1 protein-coding gene is annotated in these 811 nt (G+C 77.2%); it reads right to left on the bottom strand.

Features of this window, described 5'->3' with window-relative positions; genetic code table 11:
* A partial coding sequence (locus tag CRM73_RS19415; protein ID WP_229588826.1) for an ADP-ribosylglycohydrolase family protein occupies positions 1–654 on the bottom strand: 654 nt, incomplete at its 3' end.
* Positions 655–811 lie beyond the last annotated feature (157 nt).

The following is an 811-nucleotide window of genomic DNA, read 5'->3' as shown; positions in this document are numbered from 1 at the left end:
CACGGCGGCGTGGACCACGAAGCCCTGGACGGCCGCCGCGGTCTGCGCCTCGGGGTGCCCGTGGGTCAGGGCGGCGCCGTTGATGGCCAGGGGCGCGAGCGTGCGCCAGCCGACGTGGGGGAGCAGACCGAACGGCGAGGAGCGCAGCACCGGTCCGGCGCCCTTGGCCTCCGGCTGCAGGGGGCGCTCGACCTCGCCCATCCGGCCGGAGCGGAGGGCCGCCAGCACCGTTCCGTCCGGCTCCCGCTCGGCGTGCAGGACCTCGTGCTCGTCGATCGGGCGGGGCAGGGGCCGCGGCGCCTCGGCCGGGTGGCGCTCGCCCTGGGTCCCCAGCCAGCGCAGGTAGGCCAGCCACAGGCACGCGGTCTCGTCGGCGCCGTGGCCCTGGTTCGCCCACTCGACGACCTCCTGCAGGGCGTCCAGGGTGTAGAGGGTCAGCTGGGTGGCGTCGGAGATCCGCAGCACCGCGCTGCCTTCGGCGTCGGCGGGGGCGTCCGCGCCGGCCGCCGCGGAGCGGGAGCGCGGACCGGAGCTCGCGCGGCCGCCCAGCGCGTCCCCGAGGGCTCCGCCCAGCAGGGCCGCGCGCACGGAGTCGGCGTACTCGGGCCAGGCGGGGTCGAGGCCGGCGACGGGCGAGAGCAGGGGTGCGGGCATGCGGTCAGTGTAGTCGGCGGCCGACACGGCCCGGGGCGGTTCAACCGCCCTTCAGGTCACTGTGGTTGCATGGCACGGGCGCCCGGCGCCCCGCCGGCACGGCACCCCCACCGTGCCGCCCCGATCCCTGAGGAGAAATCCATGAGTCACCACGTTC

It is taken from the genome of Kocuria sp. CCUG 69068, assembly GCF_020833785.1.
In the GTDB taxonomy this organism is placed as follows: domain Bacteria; phylum Actinomycetota; class Actinomycetes; order Actinomycetales; family Micrococcaceae; genus Kocuria; species Kocuria rosea.
The sequence above is the reverse complement of the archived record's forward strand: the minus strand, read 5'-3'. Positions and strand labels throughout refer to the sequence as shown.